Origin of the sequence: Pseudomonas sp. LW8 (assembly GCF_041956865.1) — a bacterium.
Lineage (GTDB): Bacteria > Pseudomonadota > Gammaproteobacteria > Pseudomonadales > Pseudomonadaceae > Aquipseudomonas > Aquipseudomonas siliginis.
In genome coordinates this window covers 5,354,041-5,374,670 of sequence record NZ_CP168138.1, presented here as the reverse complement: position 1 = coordinate 5,374,670, position 20,630 = coordinate 5,354,041, and the positions used below count along the sequence as shown (strand labels likewise).

Below are 20,630 nucleotides of genomic sequence, written 5' to 3'. Positions count from 1 at the left end.
TTATTTGCCCAGTTGTTCGGCCATTTCGGCCGAGCGGTGCGCGGCGGCGCCGAGTGCGGTTTCAACCAGCGCTTCGAAGCCGCCAGCCTGGAATGATTTGATCGCTGCTTCCGTGGTGCCGTTTGGCGAGGTCACGCGGCGACGCAATTCGGCGGCGTCGACATCGCTGGATACCGCCATGTGCGCGGCGCCCAGAGCAGTCTGCACGGTCAGTTGCTCAGCGATCTCTTGTGGCAGGCCAAGTTTGACGCCGGCGGCGGTCATCGCTTCGATCAACAGGAAAAAATACGCCGGGCCGGAGCCGGACACTGCGGTGACCGCGTCCAGTTGCTGTTCTTCTTCCAGCCACAGGGCGATGCCGACGGCGGACAGCAGCTCTTCGGCTTGCTGACGCTGCTCGGCGGTTACTTCGCTGGTCGCGTACAAACCGCTGACACCCTGACGCAGCAGCGCCGGGGTGTTCGGCATGCAGCGCACGATCGGCTGTTCGCCGAGCCACGCGGTCATGCTTGCGCAGGTAATGCCGGCGGCGATCGACACCACCAGTTGATTCGGTTTCAGGCTTGGGCGAATCGCCTCGCACACGGCTTTCATCGCCTGTGGCTTGACCGCCAGCACGATGACATCGACGCCGTCGATGGCCTGGGCGTTGTCAGCGAAGGTTTCGATGCCGTGTTCGGCGCTGACCTTGGCACGGGTGTCTTCGCCCGGATCGCTGGCGCGGATCTGCGCCGCTTCCAGACCTTTGGCGCGCAAGCCGCCAATCAGACTGGCCGCCATGTTGCCCGCACCGATAAACGCAATACGTGTGTTGCTCATGTGTGGTCCTTATCTGGAAACGTTCAAGACTGGGAGTAATCTCTGGCGCCAAACAGCGCCGTACCGATCCGCACCCAGGTGGCGCCTTGGGCAATGGCCGACTCGAGGTCGTGGCTCATGCCCATGGACAGTGTGTCGAGCGGCAGAGCGAGGCTCGCCTGCAATGTCTGCACGGCGGCGAAGGCAGCGTCCTGTTCAGCGCGCTCTTCGGTCGGCTCGGGAATCGCCATCAGTCCGCGCAATTTCAGCCGGGGCAGGGCGCTGATGGCCTCGGCCAGCGCCGGCAGATCGGCCGGGGTGCAACCGGATTTGCTCGCCTCGCCGCTGACATTGACCTGAATGCAGATGTTCAGGGGCGGCAGTTCGGCCGGGCGCTGCTCGGACAGGCGTTGGGCAATTTTCAGACGATCCACGGAGTGCACCCAGTCGAAATGCTCGGCAATCGCGCGAGTCTTGTTCGATTGAATGGGGCCTATGAAGTGCCAGATCAAGGGCAGGTCGGCCAGCTCCAGCTGTTTGCCCAAGGCTTCCTGCAAGTAGTTCTCGCCGAAGTCGCGCAGCCCGGCGGCATAGGCTTCACGCAGAGCCTGGGCGGGTTTGGTCTTGCTCACGGCGAGCAAATGGATGCTGTTTTCGTCGCGGTGCGCAGCTTTCGCCGCTGCCTGGATGCGCGAACTAACCTGAAGAATGTTGTCTGCTATCGTGGACATCAAGAGGCGCCGGCGGTCTGTAGGTTCGCGGCATTCTACTGGAATTGAGGGACGCTATGGATATCACTGAACTGCTGGCCTTCAGCGCCAAACAGGGCGCTTCCGACCTGCACCTGTCGGCCGGCCTGCCGCCGATGATCCGTGTCGATGGCGACGTGCGACGGATCAATCTGCCGGCGCTGGATCACAAGCAAGTGCACGATCTGATCTACGACATCATGAACGACACCCAGCGCATCGAATTCGAGAAAAATCTGGAAACGGATTTTTCCTTCGATGTGCCCGGCGTGGCGCGCTTTCGGGTCAACGCCTTTAACCAGAACCGTGGCGCCGGCGCGGTGTTCCGCACCATCCCGTCGAAAGTGCTGAGCATGGAAGACCTCGCCATGGGCGATGTTTTCCGCAAGATCACTGATGCGCCGCGCGGGCTGGTGCTGGTCACCGGGCCGACCGGCTCCGGCAAGTCGACCACGCTGGCGGCAATGATCGATTACCTCAACACCCATCGCCATCACCATATTCTCACCATCGAAGATCCTATCGAATTCGTCCATGAATCGCGCAAATGCCTGATCAATCAGCGCGAAGTCCACCGCGATACCCGCAGCTTCGCCACCGCACTGCGCTCGGCCTTGCGTGAAGACCCGGACGTGATTCTGGTCGGCGAGATGCGTGATCTGGAAACCATTCGCCTGGCGCTGACCGCCGCCGAGACCGGGCATCTGGTGTTCGGCACGCTGCACACGACCTCAGCGGCGAAGACCATCGACCGCGTGGTCGACGTGTTTCCCGGCGACGAGAAATCGATGGTGCGTTCGATGCTGTCAGAGTCGTTGCTGGCGGTGGTGTCGCAGACGTTGATCAAGAAGATCGGCGGCGGGCGGGTGGCGGCGCATGAAATCATGCTCGGGACATCGGCGATTCGTAACCTGATCCGCGAGGACAAGGTGGCGCAGATGTATTCGGCGATTCAGACCGGTGGTTCGTTGGGGATGCAGACACTCGATATGTGCCTGAAGGATCTGGTGACCAAGGGCTTGATCAGCCGCGAGCATGCGCGCGAGAAAGCGCGTACGCCGGATAATTTTTGAGGGAGTGATCGTTCCCACGCTCTGCGTGGGAATGCAGCCCGGGACGCTCTGCGTCCCTGCCGAAGCGGACGCGGAGCGTCCATTGAGTCATTCCCACGCGGAGCGCGGGAACGATCGGTATGGTGTTAGCGCTGGACTACGCGCAGTTGCTGTTGTTCTTTCGGCAACACGCGTTTGGCGACGACGTAATGCTTTTCCCAGTACGGCTTGTTCAGCGTGTCGATGCTCACCGCTTTGCCACGGCGCGGGGCGTGGATAAAGCGATCATTGCCCAGGTAGATGGCAACGTGGTTGACCCGACGGCTCTTGATGTTGAAGAAAATCAGATCGCCCGGCTTCAGATCCTTGCGCTCGACTTTCTCGCCGTGACCGCTGGCCATGGCGTTGGAGGTGCGTGGCAGGTCGAAAGTAGCGTCGTTGAACGCGTATTTCACCAGACCGCTGCAATCGAAGCCTTTACTTGGGCTGCTGCCGCCCCAACGATAAGGTGTACCGAGGACGTTTACCGCACGGCTCAGCACATTGCTGCTTTCCTTGCTCGCCATCGGTGGCACCAGCTTGCTGCGGCTCTTGCTGCTCAGCGTGGTGGTCTTGCTCTTGCTGCTTTTGCTCGAAGGAGCCGAAGCATGGGATTTAGGGGTGAAGCCGTTGACGTTGGGAAGACGTTGCTCACGATTGGTGGCGTGGGCGGCCAGTGGCATTAATAGGCAAATAGTCAGCCATGTCTTGAAAAATGGTCGCATTAGGCGTGGCTCATAAGTGATAGCGCGCAACTTTATAACAGCTTTTTTTGTCGTTCCGAGGCCGTTCATCGATTCATTCCGCCGGCCACGGAACCAAAAACGCTCAAAAAGTACGCAATTGTCCGACAGAAGTCAGGTTCTACAAGGGTTTCGCGCTAGCAACGGTAACATTTGCCATACGTCGGCCACCTGTAAAAAAGTCACAAAGAAATGAAGAATATTTATCTATCGAGTGCAATGAGGTCTTAATGAACAGCTATCAGCTACCCCGCGTGAAAGAAAAAGACACTCACAGCAAAGTCATCGGCTACCTGCTGTGGATTTTCGGATTCACTGGCGCGCACCGCTTTTACTACGGCAAACCGGTGACCGGGACGATCTGGTTCTTCACCTTCGGTTTGCTGGGGATTGGCTGGCTGATCGACCTGTTTCTGATCCCGGCGATGGATCGCGAAGCGGATTTGCGCTTTGCTGCCGGGCCGATCGAGTACAACGTCGCGTGGATTCTGCTGACCTTCCTCGGTGTGTTCGGCGTGCACCGGATGTATCAGGGCAAATGGATCAGCGGCTTGCTGTATCTGCTGACCGGCGGGTTGTTCTTTATTGGCGTGCTGTATGACTTCTGGACGCTGAACGATCAGGTGTCGGTGCGCAACGCGCAGAATCGGGGCGCCTTTCAGTAAGCTTTCGCGAGCAGGCTCGCTCCCACAGGAATCATCGCAATACCTGTGGGAGCGAGCCTGCTCGCGAAGGGGTCAACTGGCTATCAAGCCTGGTGCGTAATCCGCCCATCCACCAGCGTATAGCGCACCACGCCCGGCAGACTATGCCCGATGAACGGGCAGTTCTCGCCCTTCGACAGCCATTGTTCACCGGCCACCGTGGATGACTTCGGATCGAACAGCACGATATCCGCCGCACCGCCCACCGCCAGTTTGCCCGCCGGCAGGCGCAGCGCTTCGGCCGGGCCTGCGCTGAGACGTGCCAGCAGCGTCGGCAGATCGAGCAAACCATCCTCAACCAGCGTCATCGCCAGCGGAAGCAGCAACTCAACACTGCTGATGCCCGGCTCGGTGGCGCCGAACGGGGCCAGTTTGGCGTCGCGCTCGTGGGGCTGGTGATGGCTGGAAATGGCCGAGACCACCCCGGACTTCACAGCTTCACGCAGGCCATCGCGATCGGCGCGGGTGCGCAGCGGCGGTTGCACGTGATAGAGGCTGTTGAAGTCGATCAGCGCTTCGTCAGTCAGGATCAGCTGATACAACGCAACATCCGCCGTTACCTTCAAGCCACGGGCCTGCGCTTGGGCAATCAGCGCCACACCGCGCGCACTGGTCAACTGGCTGAAATGCGCACGTACGCCGGTTTGCTCGACCAGCAGCAGATCGCGAGCCAGCGCCACGGTTTCCGCCGTCTCCGGAATCCCCGGCAGGCCAAGGAAACTGGCGACCGCGCCTTCGTGGGCCAGACCGCCCTCGGCCAGATCGTGATCCTGCGAGTTGAAGATCACCGTCAGGTCGAAAGTCGCCGCATATTCCAGCGCCCGGCACAGGGTGCGGCTGTTGCGAAAGCTCTCCAGACCGTTGCCGAACGCCACGCATCCGGCGTCGCGCAAGGCCACCAGTTCGGCCAATTGCTCACCGTCGAGACCTTTGCTCAGCGCGCCGATCGGGAACACCTTGGTGTTGCCGGCTTCGCGGGCGCGGTCGAGGATCAGTTCGGCGACGGCTGAGGTGTCGAGCACCGGTCTGGTCTTCGGCGGGCAGCACAGGCTGGTCACGCCACCGGCAGCGGCGGCGCGGGTTTCGCTGACGATCGAGCCTTTGCGGCTGTAGCCCGGCTCGCGCAGGGCAACGTTGAGGTCGACCAGGCCAGGCGCGGCGACCAGACCTTGGGCATCGATGGTTTCTACTGCGCTGAAACCGGCCGGTGCGGCGCCGAGGGCGACGATCTTGCAGGCTTCAACGTGGATGTCGGTGATTTGATCCAGGCCGCTGCTGGGATCGATGACGCGTGCGCCGAGAATGCTGAGCTTCACTGGGCGTTCTCCTGCTCGAATTGACGTTGCGCAGTCTGCCCGCTCATGGCCATGGACAGCACGGCCATACGAATCGCGATGCCGTAGGTCACTTGATTGAGGATCACCGAGTGCGGGCCGTCGGCCACCGCCGACTCGATCTCCACGCCACGGTTGATCGGCCCCGGGTGCATGACGATGCAATCGGGTTTGGCCCCGGCCAGACGCGCGGTGGTCAGGCCGAACAGGCGGTAGAACTCGCCTTCGCTGGGCAGCAGGCCACCGGTCATGCGTTCACGCTGCAGGCGCAGCATGATCACCACGTCGACGTCTTTCAGGCCTTCAGCCATGTCGGTGTAGACCTTGACGCCGTATTGCTCGATGCCGATCGGCAGCAGGGTTTTCGGCGCGATCACGCGGATATCCGGGCAGCCAAGGGTTTTCAGCGCGAGCATGTTCGAGCGCGCCACCCGCGAATGCAGGATGTCGCCGACGATCGCCACCGAGAGGTTTTCGAAACCGCCCTTGTGCCGACGGATGGTGAGCATGTCGAGCATGCCTTGGGTCGGGTGCGCATGCCGGCCGTCGCCGCCGTTGATGATCGCCACCTGCGGGCAGACATGCTCGGCGATGAAGTGCGCCGCGCCCGAGTCGCCGTGGCGCACGACGAACATGTCGGCGGCCATCGCCTCAAGGTTGCGCAGGGTATCGAGCAGCGTTTCGCCCTTGCTCGCCGACGATGTCGACACGTTCAGGGTGATCACGTCTGCCGACAACCGTTGGGCCGCCAGTTCAAACGTGGTGCGGGTGCGCGTGGAGTTCTCGAAGAACACATTGCACACGGTCTTGCCGCGCAGCAACGGGACTTTCTTCACCGCCCGGGCACCGACTTCAAGGAACGAGTCGGCAGTGTCGAGGATTTCCGTCAGCAACTCGCGGCGCAAACCGTCGAGCGAGAGGAAGTGGCGCAGCTGGCCCTGATCATTGAGCTGCAGCGGGCGCTTGGTATCTAGAGGCGTCATCGCGAGGGGGACTCTCAATAGGGCGGATTAAAGGGTGACGTCTTGCAGTTCGAGCGTCAGCGGCTCGGGGCCGGACAACTTGACCCGCTGGTTGCCGGCCAGGGTCAGGGTGGCGCCGACCACGTTGGGGCGGATCGGCAGCTCGCCGGCGTCCAGGTCCAGCAGGCAGACCAGGGTGACGCTGGCCGGGCGGCCGTAATCGAACAATTCATTCATCGCGGCGCGGATAGTCCGACCGCTCATCAGCACGTCGTCGATCAGCACCAGATGCTGGCCTTCGATCTCGAAGGGCAGGGCGGACGGGCGCACTTGCGGGTGCAGGCCATTCTGGCTGAAGTCATCGCGATAGAAGGACACATCCAGCGTGCCCAGTGGCGCATCGCTGTTCAGTTCCTTGAGCAGCGCCTGAGCGACCCAGATGCCGCCGGTGCGGATGCCGATGTAACGCGGTTCGCTGATGTCACGCTGGGCAAGGTGCGCCTTGAGGCGGGTCGCCATCTGGCTGATCAGATCGGCGGGATTGGGCAGGCTCATGGTTGCTCCTTCGTGATTCCGCGCTGCGTCCTGCTGGACGAAGCTCGGTTTATAACCAAAAGAAAAGCGCCGAAGCGCTTGTCAGGATTCAAACAATGCAGTGTTTTCATCGAGCCAGCCCTGCAGCAGCAGGGCAGCGGCGATGGCGTCCACCGGGTTGTCGCGGTAACTGCCTTTCTGCCCGCCACGCACCAGTCGCTCGCCCTTGGCTTCGAAAGTGGTCAGGCGTTCGTCGTGGGTATAGAAGGGCAGGTTGTAGCGGCCGTTGAGGCGGCGGGCGAATTTCTCGGCGCGCACGCACATGTCGCTCGGCGTGCCGTCCATGTTCAGCGGCAGGCCGACCACCACGGCGTCGGGTTTCCATTCTTTTATCAGCGCTTCGACCTGATCCCAGTTCGGCACGCCGTTCTGCGCTTTCAAAGTGCACAGCTCGCGGGCCTGGCCGGTGATGACCTGGCCGACCGCGACGCCGATCTGTTTGGTGCCGTAGTCGAAGCCGAGAATCAGGCGCAGGGCCATCAGGCGTGACCTGCCTGGCTGGTGAGCAGATTGAGATCGATGCCCAAGTGCCGCGCTGCCGCTTCCAGGCGCAATTCGCTGCGGGTGTTGAACAGTATGTCGGCGTTGAAAGGGCAGGTCAGCCAGGCGTTGTCGGCCAGTTCGGCTTCCAGTTGCCCGGCTTCCCAGCCGGCGTAACCGAGGGTGATCAGGCTCTGCGCGGGGCCGACGCCGTCAGCGATGGCGAACAGCACGTCCTGCGAAGTCGACAGGGCCAGGTCGCCGTCCAGCTGCGCCGTGGCCTGGAACGTTTGGCCCGCCGGGTGCAGGACAAAACCGCGATCGGTCTGCACCGGCCCGCCGATGAAGATCGGCACATCCTGGCAGCGTGCCGGCGGCTCGATGTCCGGGCGCAGCTGTTCGAGGATGTCGGCCAGGTTCAAGTCTTGCGGCCTGTTGACCACCAGCCCCATCGCGCCATTGGCCGTGTGCTCGACGATGTAGGTCAAGGTGTGGGCAAAGTTCGGGTCGGCCATGTGTGGCATGGCGATCAGGAAGTGATGCTTGAGGTAGCTGGGGCTGACGTTTTTCATGAGCGCTAGTGTGGCGTCGCAAGGGCGAACTGACAAGCTGAGGCTTTAAAAGATCGCAGCCTTCGGCAGCTCCTACAGGGTGTACGCAGGCCCACTGTAGGAGCTGCCGAAGGCTGCGATCTTTTGATTTTTCTCTTAATTGCTTGAGAGCTTGTCGCCCCGGGCAAATTTCCAGGTGCGGATGATTTCCAGGCGGTCGATGTCCGACAGATCGCCGGTAAACGGTGCAAACGGCGCGGCCAGGCGGACGATGCGCTGCGCGGCCTGATCGAGCAGCGGCTGGCCGGAGGATTCGAGCACCAGCACCTCATACAGCGAACCGTCGCGGTTGATCGAGACCATCAGGCGCAAATTGCCGTAGATCTGCTTGCGCCGTGCTTCTTCGGGGTAGTTGAGGTTGCCGATGCGCTCGACCTTCTTGCGCCAGTCGTCCTTGTACCAGGCGCCCTTGTCGCGCATGGTCGAGGCCGCGCTCAAGCGATGGATGCGCGGGCGTTTGGCGTACAGCTGTTGTTCCTTGGCCAGCTCTGCTTCGAGGCTGGCGATGTCGCTGGACAACTGCGAGCTGTCGAACACCGGCGCGTCGACGGTCGGTTTGACTTCGGTTTTGCTTTCTTCTTTCTTGGTCGGCGCCTTTTTCGGTTTCGGCGCGACGGTGGTCACCGCTGCCTTCGGTGCGGCTTCCTGCACCACTGGCTTGGCGGCGGGCGGCGGGGTGACCTTTTTGACCTGATTGTCCTGGAAAGGCGCGACTTCAGTGGTCTTGGGCAGGGCCTTCTTATCGAGCGTGCCGCTGCCTTCCTGGTTTTCCTGAGCGAGAAAATCTGCCTTTTCCGGCTTCTTCTCGGCCTTGAAGGTGGCCAGGGTGATTTCCAGGGTTTTGCTGATCTGCTGCGGCTCGACCATGGTGAAGCCGACGCCGAGCAGCAGCGCCAGGTGAATCAGCGCCGCGAGAAACAGGGTAAAACCGAGGCGATCGGCCGGGCGCACGCCACGATGGGCGAGTTCAGCGGGCAGATCGGACGGGAGGGTCATGACAAGAAAACCAACATCGCGTTTTTCAGAGGCTGCGCATGATAACGCAATGTTGGTTTCGCGCCTTGGGCTTCACGCTTCAAGCGACAGGCTGCATGTGACGTACATCAAGCTTGTGGCTTTTTGCCGGCCGCTTGCAGCTTTTTATCGATCGCATCCATCAGCATCCCGCCGATATCAGTGCCGAACGCATTGTCGATTTCGCGGATGCAGGTCGGGCTGGTGACGTTGATTTCGGTCAGGTGCTCGCCGATCACGTCGAGGCCGACAAACAGCAGGCCTTTCTCGCGCAAGGTCGGGCCGACCTGGGCGGCGATCCAGCGATCCTTCTCGGTCAGCGGACGCGCTTCGCCACGGCCACCGGCGGCGAGGTTGCCACGGGTTTCGCCCAGCGCCGGAATCCGCGCCAGGCAGTAATCCACCGGCTCGCCATCGATCATCAGGATGCGCTTGTCGCCATCGACGATCGCCGGCAGGTAACCCTGAATCATGATCTGCTGCTTGCCGTGCAGGGTCAGGGTTTCGAGGATCACCGAGAGGTTCGGGTGGCCGGCGGTGTGGCGGAAGATCGACGAACCGCCCATGCCGTCCAGCGGCTTGAGGATCACGTCACCGTGATGGTCGGCGAACTCACGCAATACGTCCGGGCGGCGGCTGACGATGGTCGGCGGCGTGCACTGCGGAAACAGCGTGGCGAACAGCTTTTCATTGCAGTCGCGCAGGCTCTGCGGCTTGTTCACCACCAGCACGCCGGCGGCTTCGGCCTGTTCCAGCAAGTAAGTGGAGTAGACGAACTCCATGTCGAACGGCGGATCCTTGCGCATCAGGATCACGTCCAGGTCGCTCAGCAGCTTGTCCTGTTCGGCGTCCAGCTCGAACCATTTGTCCGGGTTGGCGAAGACTTTCAGCGGGCTCATCCGCGCCCGCGCCTGGCCTTCGGCCTGATACAGGTCTTTCTGTTCCATGTAGAACAGTTCCCAGCCACGCTTCTGCGCGGCCAGCAGCATGGCCAGCGAGCTATCCTTTTTATAGGAGATGCTGGCGATAGGGTCCATGACAATCCCGACGCGAACGCTCATTGGGTTTTCCTCGAAATTTGGCTACCGGATCGGTATTGAAAAAGTGCCTCCAGAGTGGCGCCGGGCGGGTTTCGGGTCAAGGAAAAACCCGTCGATAGATTGCATCTGGAGACTGTGCTAAAAAGGCTGGCAGATCGCGCCGCCCCATGGGTTTCAAGGGTTTCAGGCCATTATTCACAGCAAAACGGACAATTTGATTCGCAAAGGCGACGGTAGAACCCTCTTATGGAACAGCAGTCCAGCGCCTTGAAGGTCATGGTGATCGACGACTCGAAAACGATTCGCCGCACCGCCGAAACATTGTTGAAGAATGTCGGTTGCGAAGTGATCACCGCCATCGACGGTTTCGATGCGCTGGCGAAGATTGCCGACCACCATCCCGGGATCATCTTTGTCGACATCATGATGCCGCGTCTGGACGGTTATCAGACCTGCGCCCTGATCAAGAACAACAGCGCCTTCAAGGCGACGCCGGTGATCATGCTGTCGTCCAGGGACGGTCTGTTCGACAAGGCCAAGGGGCGGATTGTCGGCTCTGATCAATTTCTGACCAAGCCGTTCAGCAAAGAAGAACTGCTCAACGCGATCCAGGCCCATGTTCCGGGCTTCGCCGCCGTTTTGCCGCAGTAAGACACGCACAGTGACGCTCGGCCAGCGGGCCGGCAGTCGACCAGAAAAATGGGGAAGACCATGGCACGTATCCTGATCGTCGATGATTCGCCGACTGAAATGTACAAACTCACCGGCATGCTCGAAAAGCACGGCCATGAAGTGCTCAAGGCCGAGAACGGCGCCGACGGCGTGGCCCTGGCCCGTCAGGAAAAACCCGACGCGGTGCTGATGGACATCGTCATGCCGGGCCTCAACGGTTTTCAGGCGACCCGGCAGTTGACCAAGGATGCCGACACGGCGCACATCCCGGTGATCATCATCACCACCAAGGATCAGGAAACCGACAAGGTCTGGGGCACCCGCCAGGGCGCCAAGGATTACCTGACCAAACCGGTCGACGAAGACACCCTGATCAAGACCCTGAACAACGTCCTCAACGGCTGATCGCGCGATCATGAACGAATCGCTGACCGCGTTCGAACTGCTCTGGCAGATCGACCAGCGCTGCCGCCTGCTGGCAGCCGACCTGCCGTCGCAAGCGGCGCGCCCGGATCGCTGGAGCGGCATCGGCTTTCGCCTCGGCGAGCATTGGTATGTGGCGCCGATGGGCGAAGTCAGCGAAGTCCTGCATGAACCGCGCTTCACCCAGTTGCCCGGGGTCAAGCCGTGGGTCAAGGGTGTCGCCAATCTGCGCGGGCGGCTGCTGCCGATCATGGACCTGTGCGGGTTCTTCGGCCATGAACTGTCGCCGCTGCGCAAACAACGGCGGGTATTGGTGGTGGAACATGAAGACGTGTTCGCCGGGGTGATGGTCGATGAGGTCATCGGCTTGCAGCATTTCGAACAGGGCAGTTTCGAGCCGCTGTCGATCAGCAAGCGCCAGGGCTCCAAGGCCGAATTCGTCAAAGGCTATTTCCGCCGTGAACAGAACTGGCGGGTGTTCAGCCTGTTCGCACTGGCCAGGTCTCCGGTGTTCATGGGTGTGGCTCTATAGCACGAACAACAGAACCCACGTGGACGCGGGCCATGTGGCAAGGGGTTTATCCCCGTTGGGTCGCGCAGCGGCCCCAAAGACTGCAATGCCTGACACCGTCAGCGCATGCGATATTTTTGCGACTGCTTCGCAGCCGAACGGGGATAAATCCCCTCGTCACAAGGCTCGCTCCCACAAGGGCCATGGCAGGTTTCATAGGCGAGGACCGATGACAAAAGCAAAAACAGGCAAGTCGGCAGAAGCATCGCGCAGTCGCGCACAGATCATCGTGCTGTTTATCGCACTGATCGTGTTCATCATGCTGCTGTTCGCCAACTTCGCGTACCTCAACACCCAGGCGAACTACGACAAGCAGTACATCGGCCATGCCGGCGAACTGCGCGTGCTCTCGCAACGCATCGCCAAGAACGCCACCGAAGCGGCGGCGGGCAAGGCGGCCGCCTTCAAACTGCTCAGTGATGCGCGCAACGATTTTGCCCAGCGCTGGGGCTACCTGAAGAAGGGTGACCCGAACACCGGCCTGCCGCCGGCACCCGTCGCCGTGCGCCCGGAAATGCGCGCGGTGCAGATGGACTGGGAGCGCCTGTTGAAAAACACCGATGCGATCCTCAGCAGCGAACAGACCGTGCTGTCGCTGCATCAGGTCGCCGCGACGCTGGCCGAAACCGTGCCGCAGTTGCAGATCGAATACGAAAAAGTCGTGGAAATCCTGCTCCAGCGCGGCGCTCCGGCGGCGCAGGTGGCAATGGCGCAACGGCAATCGTTGCTTGCCGAACGCATCCTCGGTGCCGTCAACACCGTGCTCGCCGGTGACGAAAACTCGCAGCAGGCCGCCGATGCCTTTGGCCGCGATGCCGCGCGTTTCGGTCTGGTGCTCAACGGCATGTTGCAGGGCAACCCGGCGCTGAAAATCAGCCAGGTCGAAGACCGCGACGCCCGTGCGCGTTTGAGCGAAATTTCCGAGCTGTTCCAGTTCGTTTCCGGCTCCGTGGATGAAATCCTCGAAACCTCGCCAGAGCTGTTCAAGGTGCGCGAATCGGCGAGCAACATCTTCACCCTGTCGCAAACCCTGCTCGACGAAGCCTCACACCTTGCTACAGGTTTCGAGCATCTGGCCGGCGGGCGCAACACCGACACCATTGGCGGCTATGTGCTGGGCTTGCTGGCGCTGGCCTCGATCATCCTCATCGGTCTGGTCATGGTCCGCGAAACCAATCGCCAATTGCGCGAGACCGCCGAGAAGAACGAGCGCAACCAGAACGCGATCATGCGCCTGCTCGACGAAATCGAAGACCTCGCCGATGGCGACCTCACCGTGACCGCTTCGGTGACCGAAGACTTCACCGGCACCATCGCCGACTCGATCAACTATTCCGTCGACCAATTGCGCGATCTGGTGGCGACCATCAACCTCACCGCCGGCCAGGTTGCCGCCGCTGTGCAGGAAACCCAGGCCACCGCCATGCATCTGGCCCAAGCGTCTGAGCAACAGGCCCAGCAGATTTCCGAAGCCTCGACAGCGATCAGCGACATGGCCGAGTCCATCGATCAGGTCTCGGCCAACGCTGCCGAATCGTCGGCGGTGGCCGAGCGTTCCGTGGAAATCGCCAACAAGGGCAACGAGGTGGTGCACAACACCATCCACGGTATGGACAACATCCGCGAACAGATTCAGGACACCGCCAAGCGCATCAAGCGCCTCGGCGAGTCCTCTCAGGAAATCGGCGACATCGTCAGCCTGATCGACGACATCGCCGACCAGACCAACATCCTCGCCCTCAACGCGGCGATCCAGGCATCGATGGCCGGCGACGCCGGGCGCGGTTTTGCCGTGGTTGCCGACGAAGTGCAACGGCTGGCCGAACGTTCGTCCGCCGCGACCCGGCAGATCGAAACCCTGGTGCGGGCGATTCAGGCCGACACCAACGAAGCGGTGATTTCCATGGAACAGACCACCACCGAAGTGGTGCGCGGCGCGCGACTGGCGCAGGATGCCGGTGTGGCTCTGGAAGAAATCGAAGGCGTATCCAAGACCCTCGCGGCGCTGATCCAGAGCATTTCCAACGCGGCGCAGCAGCAGACCTCTTCGGCCGGGCAGATCTCGCTGACGATGAATGTGATCCAGCAGATCACCTCGCAAACCTCGTCGGGGTCCACGGCCACCGCCGAGAGCATCGGCAACCTGGCGAAAATGGCCAGTCAGTTGCGCCGTTCGGTGTCCGGTTTCACCTTGCCGGCGGCGACAGATAAAGCGTGAGTGGAGTGGTTATGGGTGATCGGCACGACTACGTGGCCCTGGAATGGGTCAAGGGCGAAATTGCCGAAACGCTGAGGCTGGCGCATCAGGCGATCGAAGCCGTGCTCGACGATCCGCAGGCCTTTCCCGGTCTGGACGAGTGCCTGGCGTACATTCATCAGGTCCACGGCAGTCTGCAGATGGTCGAATTCTACGGCGCAGCGTTGCTCGCCGAAGAAATGGAACACCTAGTCCAAGCCCTGCAACATCAACGCGTGCCACACCGCGACGAGGCCTTGCACCTGCTGCTGCAAGCCTTGGGGCAACTGCCGCTTTACCTTGACCGCGTGCAGAGCGCCCGCCGCGACCTGCCGCTGGTGGTGTTGCCGCTGATCAACGATCTGCGCAGCGCCCGTGGTGAAAGCCTGCTGGCGGAAACCAGCCTGTTCAGCCCGCCACTGCCCGAGCTGGCGCCGCTCGGCGACGAGGCACTCGCCGCGCTGGAACCGCCCGATCTGCCGAACGTGCTGCGCAAACTGCGGCAGATGCTGCAAATGGCTCTGGTCGGTCTGCTGCGCGAACAGGACGACCAGACGCACCTTGGCTATCTGGCCAAAGTCTTCAGCCGTCTCGAAGCGCTGAGCGGCGACGCGCCGTTGAGCCCTTTGTGGCAAATCGCCTCGGCATTGGTCGAGGGCATGCGCGAGGGCGTCATCGCCAACAGTCCGGCGCTGCGCAGCCTGTTCAAGGACACCGACCAAGAGCTCAAGCGCCTGCTCGAGCAGGGCATCGTCGGGCTCAATCAGCCGGCGCCGGCCGAGCTGCTGAAAAGCCTGTTGTTCTATATTGCCAAAGCCGAACATCCCACCGGGCAGATGCTGACCATGAAAGATCACTACTCCCTGGACGACGCGTTGCCCGACAGCGCGATGGTCGATGAAGAACGCGCACGCCTCGCCGGCCCCGACCGCGATGCCATGCGCTCGGTGCTGGCGGCGCTGTGCGAAGAGCTGGTGCGGGTCAAGGAGCGCCTCGATCTGTTCGTGCGCAGCGACCGCCAGCACGCCTCGGATCTGGACAGCCTGCTCGCGCCGCTGCGGCAGATTGCCGACACCCTCGCGGTGCTTGGTTTCGGCCAGCCGCGCAAAGTCATCATCGACCAACTGGCAGTGGTGCTCAGCCTCGCCCAAGGCCAGCGCGAACCGAACGACGCTATCCTCATGGACGTCGCCGGGGCCTTGCTCTACGTCGAAGCGACGCTGGCCGGCATGGTCGGCACGGTGGAGACGCAAAGCGCCGAAGACGCACGCCTGCCGACCACCGACCTGACGCAGATCCATCAGATCGTGATCAAGGAAGCGCGCATCTGCCTGCAACAGGCCAAGGACATGATCGTCGACTACATCGACGCCGATTGGGACCGCCAGCATCTGCAACCGCTGCCCGAACTGCTGACGCAGGTGCGCGGAGCGCTGGCGATGATTCCGCTGGCCCGCGCGGCGAGTCTGGTCGAGGCCTGCAACGGTTTCATTCGCGAGCATTTGATGCTCGATGCCCACGAACCGGGCTGGGAACAACTCGATCATCTGGCCGATGTGATCAGCAGCCTGGAGTATTACCTCGAACGCCTGAGCGACGACCCGCAGGCGCCCGCCGAGCATCTGCTCGATGTCGCGCAAAACAGCCTTGCCAGCCTCGGCTTCTTTGCCAACGAGCAGCCCGGCGAAGCGCAAGTGCCGGTGCTCGATGAGGTGCTCAGCCCCAGCGAAGCGCAGCTCATGCAGGATCTGCAAACCCTTGACGACCCTGACGTCGTGCAGTCGCTCGCCGAGGTGCTGGCCAGCCCGGTGTCGGCGCTCAACCCGCCGGCGCGCAACACCCCTGACAGCCTGATGCCGCCGCCGACCGATGAAGAACCGGTCGACGATGAACTGCGCGAAGTATTCCTCGAAGAGACCGACGAAGTCCTCGCGGTCCTCCACGAATACCTGCCGCGCTGGACCGCCAATCCGCAGGACCGCGCCGCACTGACCGAACTGCGCCGGGCCTTTCATACCCTGAAGGGCAGCGGGCGCATGGTCCGTGCCTTGGTCCTTGGCGAACTGGCCTGGGCCGTGGAAAATCTGCTCAACCGCGTGCTCGAACAAAGCGTCGAGCCCGGCGCAGTGCTGCGCCAGTTGCTCGGCGACACGCTGTTGCTGCTGCCCGAGTTGATCAACGAATTCGCCACCCAGCGTCAGCGCCAGCGCAACGATGTCGACCAACTCGCCGCCCGCGCCCACGCGTTGGCCAAAGGCGATGAGCCGCTGGCTGCCGAAGACACCGACGACGTCGCCGCGCTCGATCCGCTGCTGCTGGAAATCTTCCGCAAAGAAGCCGAAACCCACCTCGCCAGCCTCAACCGTTTCCTCGATCAGGCCGCCGAACAGGTGCCGTTACCGGCCAGCGACGAGCTGCAACGGGCGCTGCACACGCTCAAGGGCAGTGCCTCGATGGCCGGCGTATTGCCGATGGCCGAACTGGCGGCTTCACTGGATCAACTGGCCCGCGAGTTCAAGGCGCATCAGTTGCCGCTGGATCTGGACGAGGTCGAATTGCTGCTCGAAGCCGAGGGCTTGTTCCGCGTCGGCCTGCGTCAGCTCAAACACGATCCGCTGGCGCCGATTGTCGGTGCGCAGTCGCTGATCAAACGCACCGAGGCGCTGCTCGCCGAGCGCCTGCAAGCCAGCTCCGATGGCGCTGACAGCGGCCTGCGCCTCAAGCGCGATCCGCAACTGATCAACAACTTCCTCGCCCAGGGCATGGACATCCTCCTCGACGCCGAAAACCTCTTGCAGCGCTGGCAGCAACACCCCGGCGAGCGCCAGGAACTCAGCGCCTTGCTCGATGAGCTGACCACTCTGGGCGAGGGCGCGCAACTTGCCGATCTGCTTCCGGTCGATGGCCTCTGCGAAGCTTTGCTCGACCTGTATGGCGCGGTGGAAGAAAGCAGCCTGGCGGTCAGTGAGCGGTTTTTCCACGAGGCGCAACTGGCCCACGAAGCGCTGATCAACATGCTCGACGAGCTCGCTGCCGGCCAGGAAATCACCGCGCAACCGGAGCGGATTCGCGCCTTGCAGGATCTGCTTGACGAAGGTCTCGACCCGGCGGCGATGGGCCTGATCCGCAGCGACGGCAGTCGCACCCTGGATATTCGCGAACTGGGCAGCGCCACCGCGCAATTGCAGCAATCGGTTGCCGCCCTTGAGCCTGACGACGAAATCGTCGAAATCTTCCTCGAAGAGGCGGTGGACATTCTCGACAGCGCCGGGCAAGCCTTGCAGCGCTGGCGCAAGGATCCGGACAACGCCGCGCCGCTGTCGTCATTGCAGCGCGACTTGCACACGCTGAAGGGCGGCGCGCGCATGGCCGAGGTCGAGGCCGTCGGCGACCTTGCCCAGGAACTGGAAAACCTCTACGAAGGGCTGGTCGATCGGCGCTACAACCACAGCGCCGTGCTCGAAGGTTTGTTGCAGCACAGTCATGAGCGGTTGGCGCTGATGCTGGAGCAACTGCAAGCGCATCAAGCGCTGACCCCGGCGCAGGATCTGATCGACGCGATCCGTCAGTTGCGTCAGGGCCAGGCCGCCAGCGAATCTGCCCACGCAGCGGTCGAACATGACAACGCCGGGCATGATCCAGAGTTGCTGGAGATCTTCCTCGAAGAAGGTTTCGACATCATCGAAAGCTCCGGCGCCGCGCTGTTGCGCTGGCAGGCCGAGCCGGGCAACCGTCAGGAAATCGAAACCCTGCTGCGCGATCTGCACACCCTCAAGGGTGGTGCGCGGATGGTCGAAATCGGCCCGATCGGCGACCTCGCCCATGAGCTGGAATTTCTCTACGAAAGTCTCTCTAGCGGTGTGCTGCAACCGTCCGCCGAACTGTTCGCGCTGGTGCAGCGCGGCCATGACCGACTGGCGCAAATGCTCGATGGTGTGCGCGCCGGGCAGCCGTGCCCACCGGCCGATCGGCTGATCAATGCGATCCAGAATTTCAGTCACCCGGTGCAGGTTGAAGCGCCGCCAGCGCCGGCTCCAGTCATCAAGCCCGAGGCCGCGCCGCCGAGCGCCGATGCTGGCGCGGACATGGTCAAGGTCTCGTCCGAACTGCTCGATGAGCTGGTCAATCTGGCCGGGGAAACCTCGATCTTTCGTGGACGGATCGAGCAGCAGGTCAACGATGCGCAGATTGCCCTCAACGAGATGGAAACCACCATCGAGCGTATGCGCGATCAGTTGCGCCGCCTCGACACCGAAACCCAGGGGCGCATTCTCAGCCGCCAGCAAGTCGATGGCGAACGCCTCGGTTATGAAGACTTCGATCCGCTGGAAATGGATCGCCATTCGCAGTTGCAGCAATTGTCGCGGGCGCTGTTCGAATCCGCCTCGGACCTGCTCGACCTCAAGGAAACCCTCGACCGCCGCAATCACGACGCAGAAAACCTGTTGCAACAACAGGGGCGGATCAACACCGAGCTGCAGGAAGGCCTTATGCGTACGCGCATGGTGCCGTTCGAACGCATGGTGCCGCGTCTGAAACGCATCGTTCGTCAGGTCGCCGAAGAGCTGGGCAAGGATGTCGCTTTTGTCGTCGGCAATGCCGATGGCGAGATGGATCGCAATGTGCTGGAACGCATGGCCGCGCCGCTGGAACACATGCTGCGCAACGCCGTCGACCATGGCCTCGAACCCGCCGATGTGCGGCTGGCGGCAGGCAAACCGGCGCAAGGGCAGATCACCCTTGATCTGTCGCGCGAGGGCGGCGACATGGTTTTCGACATCCGCGACGACGGCGCCGGGGTGCCGCTGGAAGCCGTGCGGCGCAAGGCGATCAAACGCGGCTTGCTGGCGCCCGACGCCGAGATCAGCGATCGCGACGTTTTGCAGTTCATCCTCCAGCCGGGGTTTTCCACGGCGGAAAAGATCACCCAGATTTCCGGGCGTGGCGTCGGCATGGACGTAGTCCACGAAGAGGTGCGTCAGCTCGGCGGCAGCATGAGTATCGATTCGGTGCCGGGGCAGGGCGTGCATTTCCGCATTCGCCTGCCGTTCACCGTGTCGGTCAACCGCGCGCTGATGGTGCAGTGCGGCGAGGATCAGTATGCGATTCCGCTGAACACCATCGAAGGCATCGTGCGTGTGTTGCCGAATGATCTGGAAGGGCATTTCCGTCACGATCCACCGAGTTATCAATACGGCGGCCAGCGTTATGAGCTGTGCTATCTCGGCGAGCTGTTGAAGACTGCGCCACGGCCGAAACTGCTCGGGCAGAACCTGCCGTTGCCGGTGCTGCTGGTGCATTGCAACGACCGTCATGTTGCGGTGCTGGTCGACTCCATGGCCGGCACCCGCGAGATCGTGGTCAAGAGTCTCGGCCCGCAGTTCGCGGCGGTGCAGGGCGTGTCGGGGGCGACGATTCTCGGCGACGGCCGGGTGGTGCTGATTCTGGATCTGCTCGCACCGATCCGCGCGATGCAGGCGCGGCTGGCGCAGGAACCGACGCCCACGGAGATCGACAGCGAACCGCACAAGCCGTTGCTGATTATGGTCGTCGATGACTCGGTGACGGTGCGCAAGGTCACCAGCCGTTTGCTCGAGCGCCACGGCATGAACGTGCTGACTGCCAAGGACGGCGTCGATGCGATGCTGCTGCTTGAAGAACATATGCCCGACCTGATGCTGCTCGACATCGAAATGCCGCGCATGGACGGCTTCGAAGTCGCCACCCAGGTGCGCGCCGACGAACGCCTGTGCCACTTGCCGATCATCATGATCACCTCGCGCACCGGGCAGAAACACCGCGACCGCGCCATGGCCATCGGCGTCAACGACTACCTCGGCAAGCCGTATCAGGAATCGGTGTTGCTGGAGAGCATCGCCCAGTGGAGCAAGAAACATGCATGAGCACCGGCACAACCCGCGCACCAGCCAGCTCACCGGGCTGTTGCTGCCGCTGGCCGATCGCAACCTGATCCTGCCCAATGTCGCCATTGCCGAGCTGATCGACTACCAGGCCAGCGCCTTCGATCTCGACACGCCGCCGTGGTACCTGGGCCGGGTGACCTGGCGTGAGCGGCAGATTCCGCTGATCAGTTTCGAATCGGCCTGCGGGCAGAAAATCGTCATCGGCGAACGGGCGCGGATCGTCATTCTGAATGCGCTGGGCGGCTTGCCCGAGCTGAGATTCATCGCCCTGCTGGTGCAGGGGATCCCTCGGTCATACAAGCTGGACAGTCAGTTGAGTTACGTGGATGTGCCGTTGTGTGCACTGGAGCAGGCGGCGGTGCAGGTGGGCGAGCAGGTGGCCAAGGTGCCGGATCTGTTGGGGTTGGAGCAGTTACTGGTGGATGCGGGATTGGCCCGCTGATCCAAGGCTTGACTGATCATTCCCACGCTCCGCGTGGGAATGCAGCCCGGGACGCTCCGCGTCCCATCAAGAGCCGAACGCGGAGCGTCCGTGGAGGCATTCCCACGCAGAGCGTGGGAACGATCAAAAGCCCCTCACCCCAGCCCTCTCCCAAAGGGAGAGGGAGCCGACCGAGGTGTCTCGCGTCCTACATCGACCTGAATGACCGAGTCGATTATGGATTCACTACAACGGGCTCAGGT

18 protein-coding genes are annotated in these 20,630 nt (G+C 62.2%); 8 read left to right on the top strand and 10 right to left on the bottom strand.

The annotated features are described in order from the left end of the window. A complete protein-coding gene (proC, locus tag AB9L16_RS24360) occupies window positions 1-819 on the bottom strand; it encodes a pyrroline-5-carboxylate reductase (RefSeq protein ID WP_150743565.1) in 819 nt (272 codons plus the stop codon). A 23-nt stretch (window positions 820-842) separates the two neighbouring features. After that, window positions 843-1,529: a YggS family pyridoxal phosphate-dependent enzyme gene (locus tag AB9L16_RS24355; RefSeq protein ID WP_071172225.1), complete on the bottom strand. Its 687-nt coding sequence runs from the start codon at window positions 1,527-1,529 to the stop codon at window positions 843-845. Window positions 1,530-1,585: 56 nt separating this feature from the next. On the opposite strand from AB9L16_RS24355, the gene AB9L16_RS24350 reads away from it, so the two are divergent. Further along, the gene (locus AB9L16_RS24350; RefSeq protein ID WP_016772732.1) at window positions 1,586-2,620 is read left to right on the top strand and encodes a type IV pilus twitching motility protein PilT; all 1,035 of its coding nucleotides are present in this window, start codon (window positions 1,586-1,588) and stop codon (window positions 2,618-2,620) included. A gap of 125 nt (window positions 2,621-2,745) precedes the next feature. On the opposite strand, the gene AB9L16_RS24345 is transcribed toward AB9L16_RS24350, so the two are convergent. Then, the gene (locus AB9L16_RS24345) at window positions 2,746-3,363 is read right to left on the bottom strand and encodes a C40 family peptidase (protein ID WP_024014657.1); all 618 of its coding nucleotides are present in this window, start codon (window positions 3,361-3,363) and stop codon (window positions 2,746-2,748) included. A 248-nt stretch (window positions 3,364-3,611) separates the two neighbouring features. Here AB9L16_RS24345 and AB9L16_RS24340 point away from each other — a divergent pair, with 248 nt between their 5' ends. Continuing rightward, complete coding sequence (locus AB9L16_RS24340) at window positions 3,612-4,046, top strand: TM2 domain-containing protein (RefSeq protein ID WP_016772734.1); 435 nt, start codon at window positions 3,612-3,614, stop codon at window positions 4,044-4,046. Between the two features lie 83 nt (window positions 4,047-4,129). Here the strand turns inward: AB9L16_RS24340 and AB9L16_RS24335 are convergent, their stop codons facing one another. The 7 genes from AB9L16_RS24335 to gshB all read right to left on the bottom strand — a co-directional run bounded on the left by AB9L16_RS24335 (window position 4,130) and on the right by gshB (window position 10,141). Further along, entirely contained in the window at window positions 4,130-5,401 is a 1,272-nt protein-coding gene (locus AB9L16_RS24335) for a dihydroorotase (RefSeq protein WP_024014656.1), read from the bottom strand. After that, window positions 5,398-6,402 (bottom strand): aspartate carbamoyltransferase catalytic subunit, encoded by a 1,005-nt coding sequence (locus tag AB9L16_RS24330; RefSeq protein WP_016772736.1) that lies wholly within the window; start codon window positions 6,400-6,402, stop codon window positions 5,398-5,400. The genes AB9L16_RS24335 and AB9L16_RS24330 overlap by 4 nt, the downstream gene beginning before the upstream one ends. A 27-nt stretch (window positions 6,403-6,429) precedes the next feature. Beyond that, entirely contained in the window at window positions 6,430-6,936 is a 507-nt protein-coding gene (pyrR, locus tag AB9L16_RS24325; protein ID WP_016772737.1) for a bifunctional pyr operon transcriptional regulator/uracil phosphoribosyltransferase PyrR, read from the bottom strand. Between the two features lie 81 nt (window positions 6,937-7,017). Then, window positions 7,018-7,455 (bottom strand): Holliday junction resolvase RuvX, encoded by a 438-nt coding sequence (gene ruvX, locus AB9L16_RS24320; protein WP_041476809.1) that lies wholly within the window; start codon window positions 7,453-7,455, stop codon window positions 7,018-7,020. Further along, window positions 7,455-8,027: a YqgE/AlgH family protein gene (locus AB9L16_RS24315; protein WP_016772739.1), complete on the bottom strand. Its 573-nt coding sequence runs from the start codon at window positions 8,025-8,027 to the stop codon at window positions 7,455-7,457. Before AB9L16_RS24315 ends, ruvX begins: the two co-directional genes overlap by 1 nt. 135 nt (window positions 8,028-8,162) lie before the next feature. Then, window positions 8,163-9,062 (bottom strand): energy transducer TonB, encoded by a 900-nt coding sequence (locus AB9L16_RS24310; RefSeq protein ID WP_039757551.1) that lies wholly within the window; start codon window positions 9,060-9,062, stop codon window positions 8,163-8,165. Window positions 9,063-9,169: 107 nt separating this feature from the next. Next, entirely contained in the window at window positions 9,170-10,141 is a 972-nt protein-coding gene (gshB, locus tag AB9L16_RS24305; protein WP_056786399.1) for a glutathione synthase, read from the bottom strand. Between the two features lie 225 nt (window positions 10,142-10,366). Between gshB and pilG the strand changes: the two genes are divergently transcribed. The 6 genes from pilG (at window position 10,367) to AB9L16_RS24275 (ending at window position 20,388) form a co-directional block, all read left to right on the top strand. Beyond that, the gene (pilG, locus tag AB9L16_RS24300; RefSeq protein ID WP_016772743.1) at window positions 10,367-10,771 is read left to right on the top strand and encodes a twitching motility response regulator PilG; all 405 of its coding nucleotides are present in this window, start codon (window positions 10,367-10,369) and stop codon (window positions 10,769-10,771) included. A 60-nt stretch (window positions 10,772-10,831) separates the two neighbouring features. Next, window positions 10,832-11,197, top strand: a complete 366-nt coding sequence (pilH, locus tag AB9L16_RS24295) for a twitching motility response regulator PilH (RefSeq protein ID WP_016772744.1) — start codon at window positions 10,832-10,834, stop codon at window positions 11,195-11,197. Window positions 11,198-11,207: 10 nt separating this feature from the next. Beyond that, window positions 11,208-11,747 (top strand): chemotaxis protein CheW, encoded by a 540-nt coding sequence (locus AB9L16_RS24290; RefSeq protein WP_016772745.1) that lies wholly within the window; start codon window positions 11,208-11,210, stop codon window positions 11,745-11,747. Between the two features lie 208 nt (window positions 11,748-11,955). Next, window positions 11,956-14,004 carry a methyl-accepting chemotaxis protein gene (locus AB9L16_RS24285; RefSeq protein WP_041476807.1) on the top strand — a complete coding sequence of 683 codons (2,049 nt, stop codon included), beginning with the start codon at window positions 11,956-11,958 and terminating at the stop codon, window positions 14,002-14,004. Window positions 14,005-14,015: 11 nt separating this feature from the next. Beyond that, complete coding sequence (locus AB9L16_RS24280) at window positions 14,016-19,925, top strand: Hpt domain-containing protein (RefSeq protein ID WP_375122815.1); 5,910 nt, start codon at window positions 14,016-14,018, stop codon at window positions 19,923-19,925. Next, window positions 19,918-20,388 carry a chemotaxis protein CheW gene (locus tag AB9L16_RS24275; protein ID WP_071172230.1) on the top strand — a complete coding sequence of 157 codons (471 nt, stop codon included), beginning with the start codon at window positions 19,918-19,920 and terminating at the stop codon, window positions 20,386-20,388. Before AB9L16_RS24280 ends, AB9L16_RS24275 begins: the two co-directional genes overlap by 8 nt. Window positions 20,389-20,630: the final 242 nt, after the last annotated feature.